This is a genomic window from Streptomyces sp. NPDC088350, from assembly GCF_044753545.1.
GTDB lineage: Bacteria > Actinomycetota > Actinomycetes > Streptomycetales > Streptomycetaceae > Streptomyces.
Window position 1 is genome coordinate 211,474 of record NZ_JBIVNL010000016.1, and the last position, 14,534, is coordinate 226,007.

Consider the following 14,534-nt stretch of genomic DNA (forward strand, 5'->3'; position numbering starts at 1 on the left):
TCGGAGGGCTGCTCTCAGAAGGTTGTTCTCGGAAGACCGATGGAAGGCTGATGGAAGACCGTGCTCAGAAGGCTGCGTTGAAGATGACTCCGGCGAGCGCCCCGCCGATCAGCGGTCCCACCACCGGGATCCACGCGTAACCCCAGTCCGAGGTCCCCTTGTTGGGGATCGGGAGCAGCGCGTGGACGATGCGGGGGCCCAGGTCGCGGGCCGGGTTGATGGCGTACCCGGTGGGCCCGCCGAGCGACAGACCAATGCCGACCACCAGGAAGGAGACGACCAGGACCGCCGTGCCGGACGTGCCGAGCCCCTTGGTGAGGCCGAAGGCCAGGATCGGCAGCACCAGCGCGATGGTCGCGATGATCTCCGTCATCAGGTTCGCCACGACATTGCGGATCGTGGGCGTCGTGGAGAAGATCCCGAGCGTCGGCTGCGCCATCTCCTCCTCGGCGTTGGCCTGGAACTGCGCGTAGTAGACCAGCCAGCACAGCACCGCGCCGAGCATGGCGCCGACCATCTGCCCCGCGATGTAGAGCGGTACCTTGTCCCACTTCCCGGTGTCGATGGCGATGCCGATCGTGACCGCCGGGTTCAACTGCCCGCCGGACAGCGGCGCGGCGGTGTAGGCCCCGGCCATCACACCGAAGCCCCATCCGAAGGCGATGACGATCCAACCGGAGTTCTGTGCCTTGGAGTAGTTCAGTACGACGGCGGCGACCACTCCGGCGCCGAAGAGGATCAGGATCGCTGTGCCGATGACCTCACCGAGGAATATGTCTCCGTTGCTCATGGCGGCTCCTAGGCCCTGGCCCGGGACGGTCGGCCCCGGTCCTCCGTTACAGGGTGCGGTTCCCTTGGCGACTTCAGCCGAAGGCAGGGAGGGTCCCGCGCCCCGCCCGGCGTCCGTGACGAGCGTGCCGTCGCAGCCGAGATCGCCCGTGGGGAGTGGGCCTGAGCGCAGGGTGAGCCCGCGCGGCGCAGTGCCTGGTACGCCGAGAATGTACGGCGATGTCGACCGACACCGGGAAGTGTTCACCGGCACCCTGGGAGCGTCAAGGTCGCGGACGGCATCGGTGACACCCGCCCTGACGGCCCCTGGAGCCCTCCAGGAAGCCGCCGGACCTTCTCAGCGTCCGTGCGACTCCGCCGTCGTGTGGTCGGCCCGTACGGGCGCGGCAGGCGAGCCGCGCAGGATCTCGTACTCGCCCAGCCCGGCCTGGCTCAGTACCCAGCTCGTGCCGTCCAGCGACTTCGCGGCCTTCTTCAGCGGCGCCAGGAACGCGGCGGCCTGTCGGTGGTCGGTCACGCTCCCCGGCACGCACAGGACGGTGGCCAGGGACAGCGTCACGGCCCTCCCGCCCGCCGCCCAGGGCACGTCCAGCACGGTTGTCGCCAGCGGCTCCAGTCCCTCCGGATCGGTGAGCACCAGGAAGTCGTCCCCGCCGATGTGCCCCACGCGCGCGTGCCCGAGCGCCGCCGACTGCAGCGCCCGCCCGACCGAGCGGATCAACTCGTCGCCCGCCGCGAACCCGGCCCCGTCGTTGACCTGTTTGAAGTGGTCGACATCCAGCCAACTCAGCGCGAACGCCCGCCCGTCCGCGATCCGCCGGTCCACCTCACCGGTGATCGCGTCCGAACCGGGCAGCCTGGTCAGCGGATTGAGACCCGCGGCCTCCTCCACCCTCGTCTCGGCCAACGCCCGCACCAGATCCGCCAGTCGTACGACGCCCACACACCGCCCGTACCGGTCGACGACCGCCACGTCGTCCGACGTACGGTCCCGGTCGCCGACCGCGACCACGTCCAGGACCTCCCAGGCGGTCGCGTCGGCGCCGATCGTCCGCGGTACGTCGCCCAGCCTGGCCGCGGGCCGGTCGGCGTACAGGGCGTGGCCGTAGCGCCCCGACATCGACAGCAGGAAGCGGGACCGGTGCACCGACCGGACCGGCACCCCTTCCCGGTCCACGAGCACCACCCCGGACACGTCGGGCGAGCCGGTCAGCAGGGCCCGCACCTGGCCTGCCGACGCCGTGTCGGGCAGCAGCGCGGCCGGCCGTACGAACTCCCGCACCCACGGCCCCGACGGCGGTGTCGCCGCGAGCCCGGGGGCGCGGGCCGGAACGTATACGTCGGCCGCGGGAACCCGCGTCGCCGGCGCGAACAACTCGCCCTGCGCCAGCTGCGCCCCGGCCGCCCTCGCGGACGCGCACTGCGCCTCGGTCTCCACCCCCTCCACGGACAGCAGGGCGCCCAACTGCTCGCACAGGGTCCGCATCGCCCGCACCGCGGCCGGCCGCTCCAGCAGCGACGCGTCGAGCTTCACCAGGTCGGGCGCGAGGTCCGTGAGCAGCCGCAGGGGTACGTCACCGTCGCCGACGCCGTCCGCACAGATCCGGAACCCCTGGCCCCGCAGCTCGGACACCGCCTCCAGGAGCGCCCGTCGCGGCACGTGCGTGAACGGCGGGCCGATGTCGACCGTCACCTCCCATGGCAGCCGTCCCGCCTCGCGCACCGCTCGGTGCAGCGGGGTCAGCCCGCCGAGGTCGGCGAGGGTACCGGCGAAGACGTTGATGTGCAGCGGCAGCAGCGTCTCCTTGCGCGCGGCGGCGCGGACCGCCAACACGGCCAGTCTGCCGTCGAGTTCGGGGTCGCGGCGGGCCTCGGCCAGGATGTCCCCGGTCTCCGGGCGGACGAGGATCTCCATGCCTGCGATCCCTCCGGTGGTCAGATTGACCACCGGCTGGAAGGCGAAGCGGAGGGTGTCCGTCACGGAGTGCACGGCAGCATGATGACGCCACCGGCGTACGCCCAGGCCCAGTTCATAAGACGTTCACGCAGCCTTGCGGGCCGCTCACACCGTGTGTGCGACCCGCCGTCGGTCACCGTACGGCGAGCACCGCCGACCCGTGCCCGAACAGCCCCTGGTTCGCGGTGATCCCCACCCGCGCCCCCGCGACCTGCCGGCCGCCCGCGGCACCTCTCAACTGCCAGGTCAGCTCGCACACCTGGGCGATCGCCTGCGCCGGAACCGCCTCCCCGAAGGAGGCCAGTCCACCGCTCGCGTTCACGGGTATGCGGCCGCCCAGGGCCGTCGCGCCCTCCCGCAGCAGCTTGGCTCCCTCGCCCTCGCCGCACAGCCCCAGATCCTCGTACCACTGCAACTCCAGGGCGGTGGACAGGTCGTACACCTCGGCCAGGGAGACGTCTTCGGGGCCGATTCCCGCCTCCTCGTAGGCCGCGCGCGCGATCGACGCCCGGAACGTCTCGTCGGGCGCCGCCACCGCCGCCGCGGAGTCCGTGGCGATGTCCGGGAGGTCCAGCACCGTGTTGGGATAGCGCGGCGTCACCGTGGACACCGCCCGGATCCGCACCGGCTCCGTCGCCCCGCGCCGGCGCGCGAACTCCATGCTGGACAGCACCAGGGCGGCCCCGCCGTCCGAGGTGGCGCAGATGTCGAGGAGCCGCAACGGATCGGCGACCACCGCCGAGGCGGCGACCTCCTCGGCGGAGACCCGCTTGCGGTAGCGCGCGTACGGATTCAGCGCGCCCAGGGACGCGTTCTTCACCTTCACCTGGGCGAAGTCCTCCGGCGTGTCCCCGTAGAGGGCCATCCGTCGGCGCGCGTACATCCCGAAGTACGTCGGATTGGTCGCCCCGAGGACGCGGAAGCGCAGCCAGTCCGGATCGTCGCGCCGCTCCCCGCCCGCAGGCCGGAAGAACCCCTTGGGCGCGGCATCGGCACCGACGACCAGGACCACGTCCGCGAGCCCCGAAAGGATCTGTGCCCGCGCCGCGTTGACGGCCTGCGCCCCGGACGCGCACGCCGCGTACACACTCGCAACCCGGGCCCCCTGCCAGCCCAGCGCCTTCGCGAACGTCGCGCCCGCCACATACCCGGGGTATCCGCCACGCACCGTGTCCGCGCCGACGATCGAGCCGACGTCCCGCCACTCCAGGCCGGCGTCGGCGAGCGCCGCCCGGGCCGCCGCCGTCCCGTACTCGACGAAGCTCCGCCCCCACTTGCCCCAGGGGTGCATGCCCGCGCCGAGCACCGCCACGTCCCCCGTCATGCCGTCACCCCCGTAGGCCGCCAGTGCCAGGTCGTCCAGGTCGTCTCCGTGTCCTCGCTGAGCACGCCGGGGACGACCTCCACCTCCATGCCCACCGTCAGATCGGCGACGGTGATCCCGGGAACCGCCTGTCCCAGCACCACGATCCGCTCGGACTCCAGCTCCACAGCGATCAACGCGTACGGTTCCCACGGAAGTTCCGGATCGCTCACATACGGTGACGGTGGCCGGTACCGGCTGTCCGTGTACGACCAGACACGGCCGCGCCGCGACAGCGGGACCTCCTCCAGGTCACCACCCGGGCAGCCCGGATTGCGGCAGTGGCCGTCCTCACGAGGGAAGAACACCGAGGTGCACGCGGAGCAGCGCGTGCCGAGCAGCCGGAAGCCGTCCCCGTCCCCGGTGAACCAATCGGTGACCACAGGTGTGCGTGTCCGCGACAACGTCCCTCCACAGCACTGGATCTGACGGAACGTCAGAAGTGTCCCACGGGCAACGGAAAATGAGCAGGGCGTTTCGTGAACCATCGAGCCACTTACGGCGTCGTCGTATCGGGAGAGACGGCCGGGGCCCACGGGGGTGGTTCCGGCCGTTTCCCGTTCACGCGCGCGGCCCCCGGAAAGACGCCCTCCGCTTGATCGGATACAGTCCGCCGGGTGTCCGAAACTCAAGCCTCCGTCCCCAACTCCGCGCCGGACTCCCACTGTTCGAGCTGCGGATCGCCCTACGGAGAGGGCGTCTCCGGCTGGCCCCGTACCTGCCCGGCCTGCGGCACCGTCGCCTACCGCAACCCGAAGCCCGTCGCCGTCGCACTCCAGCCCGTGTACGATACCAAGGGCACCGCCCTGGTCGTCATCACCCGAACCGTCGCCCCCGCGCGCGGAGGCGTCGCCCTGCCGGGCGGCTACGTCGACGACCGCGAGGACTGGCGGCAGGCCCTCGTGCGCGAACTCCGGGAGGAGACGGGCATCGACGCCGCGAGCCGCGACGTACGGCTCGTCGACGCCATCAGCTCGCCCGACGGGCATCTCCTGCTCTTCGGCGTCCTCCCCGAGCGCCCGGTCGAGGGCCTGCCCAAGTCCGTCGCCACCGACGAGACGGAAGGCTGGCAGCTCCTGCGTCGGCCGGAGGAGCTCGCCTTCCCGCTGCACTCCGTGGCCGTCAGGGCCTGGTTCGAAGGCCGGTACATCTGAGCTCAGGCTGCACCGAGCCCCCGCACCCGTACCGGGTAGGACGGCGCGCTCACGCCGTCCTCCAACTCCCGCTCCACGACCACCCGCCGACCCTCCCAGCGGGCGACGTACCGCTCGATCTCCGGCTCGTCCCCACCGTCGCCCGCGTCCGGCACCATCAGCCCGCCCCCGGTCCGCCCCCGAGCGGGCGCCCACACCTCCAGCTCCAGCTCCCCGTCAGCGCCCCGCACCGGCAGAACGGCACCCGCGCGCGCGAGCACCGGAATCCGCGACAGCGGGGCGTCCACGAGAATCTGGGCCGGCCCCTCGTACGCCTGCTCCGTCTCCGTGTCGTACCAGCGCCCCCTCGGCAACTGCACCGCACGCCGGTCCGACCCCGGATCGAGCACCGGCGCCACCAGGAGGCAGTCGCCGAGCAGGAAGGCGTCCTCGCAGTCCCGTAGCGCGCGATCCTCCGGCGCACCCCACCACAGGGGCCGCACGTAGGGCGCCCCGGTCCGCCGCGCCAGATGCGCCAGCGTCATGAAGTACGGCAGCAGCCGCCGCCGTTCGACGAGCGCCACGCGCGCGTGCTCCAGCACCTCGGCACCGAACTCCCAGGGCTCCCTACGCCCCGCGCGCAGACTCGCGTGCGTACGGAACAGCGGCAGATACGCGCCCAGTTGGAACCAGCGCAGATACAGCTCGGGCGACGGACTCCCGTCGAATCCGCCCACGTCCGGGCCCGAGTACGGGACCCCGCACAGCCCAAGCCCCATCACCAGCGACAGCGAGGCCCGCAACCCCGGCCAGCCGGTGGCCACATCGCCGGACCATGTGCCCCCGTAGGACTGCATCCCGGCCCACCCGGAACGCGAGAAGAGGAACGGCCGCTCCTGGGGGGCCAGTTCGCGCAGCGCCTCGTAGGCCGCTCTGGCCATGCACAGCGCGTACACGTTGTGCGCCTCACGATGGTCACCGCCACGCCCCTCCAGGTCGTGCCGGGCCGAACGCGGCAGCGTCGACTCCCCGAAGGCGGCGAAGGACGTCGGCTCGTTCATGTCGTGCCAGAAACCCGCGAACCCCTGCGTGAGCCGCTCCTGGTAGAGCCCGCCCCACCACTCCCGCACGCGCGCGTGAGTGAAGTCCGGGAACACAGCCTCCCCCGGCCATACGACACCCCGCACCAGCCGCCCCGAGGCGTCCCGCACGAAGGCGTCCTCGGCGGTCCCGCTGTCGTAGACGGCGTTCCCCGGCTCGGCCTTCACCGCGGGGTCGACGATCGACACCAGCCGGACGCCGTCCCGCAGCAGCTCCTCGGCGAGCGCCGGCAGCTTGGGGAAGCGCTCCTGGTCGACGGTGAACACCTGGTGCTCGTCGTAGTGGTCGATGTCCAGGTGGACAGCGTCCAGCGGCAGACCGCGCTCCTGGTAGCCGGCGACGATCCGCCGCACCTCCTGCTCACTTCCGAAGCCCCACCGCGCGTGATGGTGCCCCAGCGCCCACGCCGGCGGCAGCGCGGGAGCACCGGTGAGCGACACCCAGGCGTGCAGCACGCGCGCGGGGGTGCCCACCACCACCCAGCACCGCAGCGGACCGCCGTCCATCCGCAGCTCGGACGCCCCGGCCCGGTCGTGCCCGGAACCGGCACCCTCCTCGCCCTCCCGCAGCGTCACCGTGCCGTCCCAGGAGGTGTCGTGGAACACCAGATGCGTGGCCGCGTCGGCGACGACCAGCTGCACCGGCATGGTGATGTACAGCGGATCGTCACCCGGCGCGAAGGCGTGCCCCGGATCGGTGTTCCACAGCCGGTACGTCCCGTCGCGCAGCCGGGGGCCGGACGCGCGCCCGCCGAGACCGAAGAACCGGGCGTCCGCCGCCACCTCCGACCGCTGCATCCAGCGGGCCGGGCCCCCGCCCACCGGCTCCCACCAGCGAGGCGGCAGATCCCGGCGCAGCGTCACACCACCGGGCGTAAGCACCTCGACCGCGCCGTGCCGCGACACGGCGACCGTCACCCGCTCCGCCACGACCCGCCAGCCACCGTCCTTGTCCGGCTCCAGGACCGCCCGCGGATCCGGCTCGGGACACCGCCCGCCGAGCGCGTACGAGGGCTCAGGACCGGCCCCGTCCCAGCCCCAGAAGACAGCCCCGTTCGCGGCGACGGTGATGCGCAGCTCGGAACGGGCGAACCGGATGATCCCGCCGCCGGGCCCCGGCTCCGCCTCCCGCACGGGCCCGGGCACCCGGGCCCGTTCCGCCCCGCGCGCGGGCAGCCCGGTGGCGTCGGCGCGCCTCCTGCGCCATGCCGCCCGTACGGTACGCAACCCCTGCGCCGCCCCCGTCGAACCGACCACCTTCACCGAACGCACCAGGTCACGACCGTCCATGCTGCTCACCCTGCCATTACAAACCCCGGATAACCGTGTCGTTCAACTGCCGTTCACCCGTGGTGGGACCACATCTTCACGACACGGACTATGTGGAGCGCGCCCTGGTGCAGAAGTCGATCACATGGCATCGTCCGTGTCAGCCGCGTCACGCGCACACCCCCGCACGTGCGCGACCGACGCACACGACGCGCACAGTCCGGGAGCCGCCCCATGTCGACCGCGAACCCCCTGCCGCTCTGGCAGCCAGATCCGGAACGCATCGCCCAGGCACAGGTCACCAAGTTCCAGTCCTGGGCGGCCGAACACCACGGAGCCCCCGCCGACGGCGGCTACGCGGCACTGCACCGCTGGTCCGTCGCCGAACTGGACACGTTCTGGCAGGCCGTCACCGAGTGGTTCGACGTCCGCTTCTCGACCCCCTACGCGCGCGTGCTCGGCGACCGCTCGATGCCCGGCGCGCACTGGTTCCCCGGAGCGACCCTCAACTACGCCGAGCACGCCCTGCGCGCGACAGCGACCCGCGCCCACGAACCGGCCCTCCTGTACGTCGACGAGACCCACGAGCCGCGCGCGGTCACCTGGTCGGACCTGCGTCGCCAGGTCGGCTCCCTGGCCGCCGAACTGCGCACCCTCGGTGTACGCCCCGGAGACCGCGTCAGCGGCTACCTCCCGAACATCCCGCAGGCCGTGGTCGCCCTGCTCGCCACAGCGGCCGTGGGCGCCGTCTGGACGTCCTGCGCCCCCGACTTCGGCGCCCGCAGCGTCCTCGACCGCTTCCAACAGGTCGAACCGGTCGTCCTGTTCACCGTCGACGGCTACCGCTACGGCGGCAAGGAGCACGACCGCCGCGACACGGTCGCCGAACTCCGCCGCGAACTGCCCACCCTGCGCGCCGTCGTCCACATCCCCCTCCTGGGCACCGAGGCACCCGAAGGCGCCCTGGAGTGGTCGTCCCTGACCTCGGCAGACGTGGACCCCGTCTTCGAACAGGTCCCCTTCGAGCACCCGTTGTGGGTGCTCTACTCCTCCGGCACGACCGGCCTCCCCAAGGCCATCGTCCAGTCCCAGGGCGGCATCCTCGTAGAACACCTCAAACAACTGGGCCTGCACTGCGACCTGGGCCCCGAGGACCGCTTCTTCTGGTACACGTCCACCGGCTGGATGATGTGGAACTTCCTCGTCTCCGGCCTCCTGACAGGCACGACGATCGTCCTCTACGACGGCAGCCCCGGGTACCCCGACACGGCCGCCCAGTGGCGCATCGCGGAACGCACCGGAGCCACCCTCTACGGCACCTCGGCCGCGTACGTCATGGCCTGCCGCAAGGCCGGCGTGCACCCGTCCCGCGACTTCGGCCTCTCCAAGGTGAGGTGCGTCGCCACCACCGGATCACCCCTGCCTCCTGACGGGTTCCGCTGGCTGCACGACGAGTTCGCAGACAGCGGGGCCGAGCTCTGGATCGCCTCGGTCAGCGGCGGCACGGACGTGTGCTCCTGCTTCGCGGGAGCCGTACCGACCCTCCCCGTGTACATCGGCGAACTCCAGGCCCCCGGCCTGGGCACCGACCTCCAGTCCTGGGATCCGAACGGCGCCCCCCTGGTCGACGAGGTCGGCGAGCTGGTGGTCATCAACCCCATGCCGTCCATGCCGATCTACTTCTGGAACGACCCCGACGGCACCCGCTACCACGACAGCTACTTCGACACCTATCCCGGAGTGTGGCGCCACGGCGACTGGATCACCGTCACCTCCCGAGGCTCCGTCGTCATCCACGGCCGCTCCGACTCCACGCTCAACAGGCAAGGTGTGCGCATGGGTTCGGCCGACATCTACGAAGCGGTCGAACGGCTCCCGGAGATCAAGGAGTCACTCGTCATCGGCATCGAACAGCCCGACGGCGGCTACTGGATGCCCCTCTTCGTGCACCTCGCCCCCGGAGCCGTCCTGGACGACGCCCTCCTGGGCCGCATCAAGCAGACCATCCGCGAACAGCTCTCCCCACGCCACGTCCCCGACGAGGTCATCGAGGTCCCCGGCGTCCCGCACACCCTCACCGGGAAGCGCATCGAGGTACCGGTCAAACGCCTCCTCCAGGGCACCCCAGTGGAGAAGGCGGTAAACCCGGGCTCCATCGACAACCTCGACCTGCTGAGCTTCTACGAGGACCTCGCCCGCAAACGAGCCTGATCGCCCTCCCGCAGTGGCCGATCACCCTCCATAGGTGGCCTCGGAATCGCCTGCGCACCCCTGGGCGGTCGCCTCGCCGACCGGTTCCCGCTCACCCGCGTCCTCATGGCCCTCCAACTCTGCGGGCCCTGGCCTCCTTCGCCCTGCTCACCACGGACAACTACGTCCTGCTGATCACCTTCTCGGATGTCGGCGGCTCCTCAACAACGTGATGGTGGTCGGGCTCATCGTCTTCCTGGCCCGCTTCGCCACCACGACGGCCGACGCCCGCAAGCCGCTGATACCGCTCTCCGCCGCTTTCGCCCTCGGCGGTGTCACCCTGGCGCTCTCGGCCACCGGCGGAGCCCTCACCGCCACGCCGCTCCACTCCGCCTCGGCAGCCGCGTTCACCATGGCGGAAATGCTGCACGCCGTCATCTCGTGGGAACTCTCCGTCGCCCTCGCACCCGGCGCCGTGCAGGGCACCTACCTCGCCGTGCACCGACTCGCCCAGTCCACCCAGCGCAGCATCGGGCCACTGGCGGTGACCACGGCCATCGCCACCGGCCCCCTCGGCCGGACCGTATTCGGCGCCGCCATCGCCCTGACCTGCATGATTCAGCACCGTCTGGTCCGTGAGCCGCTCGCTCGGACGCCGTTGTCAGTGCCGCCGGTTACTGTGAGTGAGCATTGATCGACCGCACTCAGGGGGAAACATGGCGCACACCGATCACCAGACCATGCGACGCGTTCTGCGCCGCGAAATCGCCGGAACCATCGGCCTGTTGACCGACGAGCAGGACTTCCGCGCCATGCGGCGCTATCGCAGCTTCACCTTCGACGACCACACCGCCTACCTCCAGCAGGTGGAGATCCTCCTCAAGATCCGCGCCTCCCAGGGCCACCACACCAGCGTGACCCTCTTCGACCCCGAGGAGTACGCCGAGTTCTGCGCCGACAGCGGCCTCGACCCCGACACACCGTCGAGCCGCACCCGCTTCACGGCCGAACTCGCGGCCACCGGCCCCACCATGCTCTACGAGGGCCAGCCGCTGGCCGACCTCCTCCCGGCCCTGGTCGACGAGGCCGTCCGCCAGGCCACCTGGGAGTACGCGACCACACTCCTGGCCCGCCTCGGCGCCTGCGCCTCCTGCGGCGAGGACATCGGCCGCGCGGCCTTCACCCGAGCCTCCGGCCTCCTCGTCCGCATCCTCGACACGGCCCGGCCAGGCAACCGACACCTCGTCTGCAGCGTCTCGGGAGCACCTGAAACCCTTGTCTCCGTCCTGCACGCCGACGAGGACGACGAGGGAGCGACCCATCTGGACGATGCCGAAGCCCTCGAATTCACCACCGTCCTAGCCCTGGGCATCGCCACCCGGAGCCCCGGCGGCCTCGTCATGCGCACCACCAGCCCAGGCACCACCGACTGCATCTACGGCTGGCGCCTGCGCGGCGACGGTCTGGAACCCCTGACCGCCGGAGAGGTTTTCGACGCCTACTGCACCGACGTCGAATCCGGCGACCTCATCTCACCGGAATCAGACGTCGACTACTGCGTGCCGCCCGACCTCGGAGACCTCGAGCAGCCCCCGGGAGGACACCACCACTGAACACGCAAGGGGCGCCCCACCCATTGGTGAGGCGCCCCTGAACCACAGCCGACGGACGACTTCCCGCCCGACTACTCGCCGGACAGCACCGCCTGAGCCGCTTCGCGTGCCTCCTCGGCACTGTCCGCAGCGCGCGCGGCCAGCGCGGCCCGCTCGCACTGCGCCAGCGTGTACTTCGCGAGCGCCGACCGCACATAAGGAATCGAAGCCGCACCCATGGAAAGGGAGGTGACCCCCAGACCGGTCAGCACACACGCCAGCAGTGGGTCGGACGCGGCCTCACCGCAGACACCACAGCTCTTGCCCTCGGCCTTCGCCCCCTCGGCGGACATCGCCACCAGGTCGAGCAGCGCGGGCTGCCACGGATCCTGTAGACGGGACACCGCACCCACCTGACGGTCGGCGGCGAATGTGTACTGCGCGAGGTCGTTGGTCCCCAGCGACAGGAACTCGACCTCCTGCAGAATCGAGCGCGCCCGCAGCGCGGCTGACGGAATCTCCACCATCGCGCCGAACTTGGCCCGCAGCCCCGCCTCCCGGCACGCGTCCGCGAACGCCTTCGCGTCCGCACGGTCCGCGACCATCGGAGCCATGACCTCAAGGTGGACCGGCAACCCCTCGGCGGCCTTCGCGAGCGCCGTCAACTGGGTCCGCAGCACGTCGGGGTGGTCGAGCAGCGAACGCAGCCCGCGCACACCCAGGGCCGGGTTCGGCTCGTCGGCGGGCGTCAGGAAGTCCAGCGGCTTGTCCGCGCCCGCGTCCAGTACCCGCACCACGACACGCCCCTCGGGGAACGCCTCGAGCACCTGCCGGTAGGCCTCGACCTGCTTCTCCTCGGACGGCGCGTTCTTGCTGTCGTCCAGGAAAAGGAACTCGGTACGGAAGAGCCCGACACCCTCGGCCCCCGCCTCCAGCGCGGCCGGCACGTCAGCGGGACCGCCGACATTGGCGAGCAACGGCACCTTGTGCCCGTCGGAGGTGGCACCAGGACCCGTGGAAGAGGAGAGAGCGGCCTTGCGCGCGGCAGCCGCGGCCTCCAGCTCGGCCTTCTTCTCATCACTCGGGTTCACGAAGATCTCACCGGTGCTGCCGTCCACGGCGACCACCGTGCCCTCGGCCAGCTCCCCGGCCCCCGGCAGCGCCACCACGGCCGGCACACCGAGCGCCCGCGCCAGGATCGCGCTGTGACTCGTCGGCCCGCCCTCCTCGGTGACGAAACCGAGCACCAGGGTCGGGTCCAACAGCGCCGTATCGGCAGGCGCAAGGTCACGAGCGATCAGGACATACGGCTCGTCGCTGTCCGGAACACCGGGCATCGGCACCCCGAGCAACCGGGCGACGATACGGTTCCGCACGTCGTCGAGGTCGGCCACCCGACCGGCCAGATACTCACCGGCACCGGCCAGCAGAGCACGGTAGGCGGCGAAGGCGTCGTACACCGCTCGCTCGGCCGTGCTGCCGACCGCGATACGGCGTTCCACGTCCGCCATCAGATCCGGGTCCTGGGCCATCATGGCCTGGGCCTCCAGCACCGCCTGGGCTTCGCCCCCCGCCAGATTGCCGCGCGCCATCAGGTCGGCGGCCACAGCGTCCACGGCTTGGCGAGCGCGCCCCTGTTCACGCTCCGCGTCCTCCACCGGAATCTGCTTGGCAGGCGGTTCCAGAACCGCCGTCCTCATGTGCCGAACCTCGCCGATCGCCACACCGTGGCTCACGCCGACGCCTTGCAGCGTTGTCTCCATCTCACCCGTCTCCGATAGTGCGGCGGGTCCCGCCGCCGCGGTGGTTGTCCTGCTCACCGTCGTACGACGGTGCTGATGTCACTCCCAGGAGAAGAGACTGTCGCCGGCCTTCACATCGCCGTCCTCGCGGAGACCGGAGAGAGACTCGGCCGTGGCCTCAAGGGCCACGATCGGGCACACCGGGGACTTGCCGGCGGCCTCGACGGCGGCCGGGTTCCAGCGCACGACACTCTGGCCACGGGTCACGGTGTCGCCCTTGTTGACGAGCAGCTCGAAGCCCTCCCCATTGAGCTGCACCGTGTCGATACCGAGGTGAGTGAGCACGCCATGTCCCTCGCCGTCCACGACGACAAAGGCGTGGGGGTGGAGGGAGACGATGACTCCGTCCACGGGAGAGACGGCTTCGGAAGGTTCACGTACGGGGTCGATGGCGGTGCCGGGGCCGACCATGGCCCCGGAGAAGACCGGATCCGGCACCTCGGTCAGTCCGATGGCGCGTCCTGCGAGAGGGGACGTCACGCTGGTCATGGGAAGCCTCCCAGGGATGGAAATGTGATGGGGCCGTCACTGCCTGTTCCGGACGGCACACTGAGGAGCAGGGTATGTCATATGTAGTACCGGTTCCGCCCGAGAGGTCTGGATTAGTGGTCTAGACCACACCTCTAATCGATTTGCACCTGCTCCACGGCCACATGTAGAGTCGTACTCCTGCTTGAGGCCGAGCGACGCAACCAAGCGTCTTCGCTTGGCCTGGCAGCATCCAACTTGTCAGATCCTATCTCGGGGTCACCTTCTGCATGCCTGCAGGACGGTGGTCAGGGGGCCGGAAAAACACTGATAGAGTTTGGAACAGCGAAGGGAAAAGCCCGGAGGAAAGCCCGAGAGGGTGAGTACAAAGGAAGCGTCCGTTCCTTGAGAACTCAACAGCGTGCCAAAAATCAACGCCAGATATGTTGATACCCCGTCCATCGGATTCTTCCGGTGGCAGGGTTCCTTTGAAGAAAACACAGCGAGGACGCTGTGAACGACCATCCTATTCCGGTGGTCGTTCCGCTCTCGTGATGTGTGCACCCGATTACGGGTAAACATTCACGGAGAGTTTGATCCTGGCTCAGGACGAACGCTGGCGGCGTGCTTAACACATGCAAGTCGAACGATGAACCACTTCGGTGGGGATTAGTGGCGAACGGGTGAGTAACACGTGGGCAATCTGCCCTGCACTCTGGGACAAGCCCTGGAAACGGGGTCTAATACCGGATAACACTCCTGCACTCATGTGTGGGGGTTAAAAGCTCCGGCGGTGCAGGATGAGCCCGCGGCCTATCAGCTTGTTGGTGAGGTAATGGCTCACCAAGGCGACGACGGGTAGCCGGCCTGA

General features: G+C 70.3%; 11 protein-coding genes and 1 rRNA gene. 5 read left to right on the forward strand and 7 right to left on the reverse strand.

All coding sequences use genetic code 11. The annotated features are described in order from the left end of the window. Positions 1-64 precede the first annotated feature (64 nt). From ACIQBL_RS42350 to ACIQBL_RS42365, 4 genes are all read right to left on the reverse strand, one after another. Complete coding sequence (locus ACIQBL_RS42350) at positions 65-790, reverse strand: MIP/aquaporin family protein (protein WP_033282380.1); 726 nt, start codon at positions 788-790, stop codon at positions 65-67. A gap of 336 nt (positions 791-1,126) precedes the next feature. After that, positions 1,127-2,779 carry an EAL domain-containing protein gene (locus tag ACIQBL_RS42355; protein ID WP_401952672.1) on the reverse strand — a complete coding sequence of 551 codons (1,653 nt, stop codon included), beginning with the start codon at positions 2,777-2,779 and terminating at the stop codon, positions 1,127-1,129. 100 nt (positions 2,780-2,879) lie between these two features. Beyond that, complete coding sequence (locus tag ACIQBL_RS42360; RefSeq protein WP_401952675.1) at positions 2,880-4,070, reverse strand: lipid-transfer protein; 1,191 nt, start codon at positions 4,068-4,070, stop codon at positions 2,880-2,882. After that, positions 4,067-4,492 carry a Zn-ribbon domain-containing OB-fold protein gene (locus ACIQBL_RS42365; RefSeq protein ID WP_401952704.1) on the reverse strand — a complete coding sequence of 142 codons (426 nt, stop codon included), beginning with the start codon at positions 4,490-4,492 and terminating at the stop codon, positions 4,067-4,069. The genes ACIQBL_RS42360 and ACIQBL_RS42365 overlap by 4 nt, the downstream gene beginning before the upstream one ends. A gap of 234 nt (positions 4,493-4,726) precedes the next feature. Between ACIQBL_RS42365 and ACIQBL_RS42370 the strand changes: the two genes are divergently transcribed. Further along, on the forward strand, positions 4,727-5,263 hold the full coding sequence (locus ACIQBL_RS42370) for an NUDIX domain-containing protein (RefSeq protein ID WP_401952678.1): 537 nt from the start codon (positions 4,727-4,729) through the stop codon (positions 5,261-5,263). A 2-nt stretch (positions 5,264-5,265) separates the two neighbouring features. Here the strand turns inward: ACIQBL_RS42370 and ACIQBL_RS42375 are convergent, their stop codons facing one another. After that, positions 5,266-7,632, reverse strand: a complete 2,367-nt coding sequence (locus tag ACIQBL_RS42375; RefSeq protein ID WP_401952681.1) for a TIM-barrel domain-containing protein — start codon at positions 7,630-7,632, stop codon at positions 5,266-5,268. Between the two features lie 213 nt (positions 7,633-7,845). Here ACIQBL_RS42375 and ACIQBL_RS42380 point away from each other — a divergent pair, with 213 nt between their 5' ends. From ACIQBL_RS42380 to ACIQBL_RS42390, 3 genes are all read left to right on the forward strand, one after another. Continuing rightward, on the forward strand, positions 7,846-9,822 hold the full coding sequence (locus tag ACIQBL_RS42380) for an acetoacetate--CoA ligase (protein ID WP_401952684.1): 1,977 nt from the start codon (positions 7,846-7,848) through the stop codon (positions 9,820-9,822). Positions 9,823-10,033: 211 nt separating this feature from the next. After that, positions 10,034-10,495, forward strand: a complete 462-nt coding sequence (locus ACIQBL_RS42385; protein WP_401952687.1) for a hypothetical protein — start codon at positions 10,034-10,036, stop codon at positions 10,493-10,495. 22 nt (positions 10,496-10,517) lie between these two features. Further along, the gene (locus ACIQBL_RS42390) at positions 10,518-11,414 is read left to right on the forward strand and encodes a hypothetical protein (protein ID WP_401952689.1); all 897 of its coding nucleotides are present in this window, start codon (positions 10,518-10,520) and stop codon (positions 11,412-11,414) included. A 71-nt stretch (positions 11,415-11,485) separates the two neighbouring features. On the opposite strand, the gene ptsP is transcribed toward ACIQBL_RS42390, so the two are convergent. Then, positions 11,486-13,156 carry a phosphoenolpyruvate--protein phosphotransferase gene (ptsP, locus tag ACIQBL_RS42395; RefSeq protein WP_401952707.1) on the reverse strand — a complete coding sequence of 557 codons (1,671 nt, stop codon included), beginning with the start codon at positions 13,154-13,156 and terminating at the stop codon, positions 11,486-11,488. Between the two features lie 78 nt (positions 13,157-13,234). Next, complete coding sequence (locus ACIQBL_RS42400; RefSeq protein ID WP_043683181.1) at positions 13,235-13,684, reverse strand: PTS glucose transporter subunit IIA; 450 nt, start codon at positions 13,682-13,684, stop codon at positions 13,235-13,237. Between the two features lie 560 nt (positions 13,685-14,244). On the opposite strand from ACIQBL_RS42400, the gene ACIQBL_RS42405 reads away from it, so the two are divergent. Continuing rightward, positions 14,245-14,534: ribosomal RNA gene (locus ACIQBL_RS42405) — 16S ribosomal RNA — on the forward strand; the annotation flags it as partial.

Bases quoted from the DNA above. Each gene is read 5' to 3' on its own strand.
- ACIQBL_RS42350 (WP_033282380.1), bottom strand. From the start codon at position 790: ATGAGCAACGGAGACATATTCCTCGGTGAGGTCATCGGCACAGCGATC.
- ACIQBL_RS42360 (WP_401952675.1), bottom strand. From the start codon at position 4,070: ATGACGGGGGACGTGGCGGTGCTCGGCGCGGGCATGCACCCCTGGGGC.
- ACIQBL_RS42375 (WP_401952681.1), bottom strand. From the start codon at position 7,632: ATGGACGGTCGTGACCTGGTGCGTTCGGTGAAGGTGGTCGGTTCGACG.
- ACIQBL_RS42380 (WP_401952684.1), top strand. From the start codon at position 7,846: ATGTCGACCGCGAACCCCCTGCCGCTCTGGCAGCCAGATCCGGAACGC.
- ACIQBL_RS42385 (WP_401952687.1), top strand. From the start codon at position 10,034: ATGGTGGTCGGGCTCATCGTCTTCCTGGCCCGCTTCGCCACCACGACG.
- ACIQBL_RS42390 (WP_401952689.1), top strand. From the start codon at position 10,518: ATGGCGCACACCGATCACCAGACCATGCGACGCGTTCTGCGCCGCGAA.
- ptsP (WP_401952707.1), bottom strand. From the start codon at position 13,156: ATGGAGACAACGCTGCAAGGCGTCGGCGTGAGCCACGGTGTGGCGATC.
- ACIQBL_RS42400 (WP_043683181.1), bottom strand. From the start codon at position 13,684: ATGACCAGCGTGACGTCCCCTCTCGCAGGACGCGCCATCGGACTGACC.